Source organism: Yoonia sp. SDW83-1, assembly GCF_046762885.1.
Taxonomy (GTDB): domain Bacteria; phylum Pseudomonadota; class Alphaproteobacteria; order Rhodobacterales; family Rhodobacteraceae; genus Yoonia.
The window spans coordinates 1-862 of the sequence record NZ_JBKQXO010000050.1; the positions used below are offsets into that span (position 1 = coordinate 1).

An 862-nucleotide genomic window follows, 5' to 3' on the forward strand; every position below is an offset into this window, starting at 1 on the left:
TGCGGCGCGATCTGACGATCGACCAACCAGCCCAGCAGTGGCCCGGTTCCGTAGGCCGTATCGGCGATTAGCCGTTCTGGATGCAGATCGAACTTCGCCTTCACGCGCCTCAGCATAGTCTTGGTCGATCCAACCTCAGCCTGCCGGATGGACCGGGTCGCTTCGACGTCGACAATCACGCCATGGTCTGTGTCGATCAGGTAATTGTTGGAATAGCTGAAGAACGCGTTCGCCATTGTCTCTCGGACCAATGGCGTTCCAATGGCTCACCCTTGCGGGCCGCTGTCCATTGACTGGCCGGGTCAGAATGCGAGGTGAACTTGGGCTGTACCTCGCTGGCAGCACCAAATGCCGCCTCATCCAACGTGTCGAGATGCTCGCGCATGGCACGGGGTGCATCAGCTGGGTCGATGCTTGCCGCGTCCCACTCTGCCTTCGGTGTCGAGTTCTGCTTGTTGGCATCCGCCTCGATCAGGCTAGCATCAATTGCCATGCGTTGGCCGCTCACTAGACCTTCAGTGATGTATCTCGCAACGGTAGTCTCAAACAGATGGCGCAGCAGTTCGCTCTCGCGAAAGCGCCCGTGACGGTTCTTGGAAAACGTTGAGTGATCCGGCACTCGGTCGTTCAGATCGAGACGGCAAAACCAGCGATATGCGAGGTTCAAATGCACCTCTTCACACAATCGTCGTTCTGATCGTATGCCGAAGCAGTACCCCACCAGCAGCATGCGAACCAACAGCTCGGGGTCGATAGACGGACGGCCGGTGTGGCTGTAGAAGTCTGCAAGATGGGGCCGAATGCCGTCCAGGTCCACGAACCGGTCAATCGATCTCAGCAGATGATCTTGCGGAACATGATC

Annotated in this window: 1 pseudogene; it reads right to left on the reverse strand. The window is 57.9% G+C overall.

The window, feature by feature from the left end:
- A pseudogene (locus ACFWW4_RS22685) lies at positions 1-862 on the reverse strand (transposase); the annotation flags it as partial.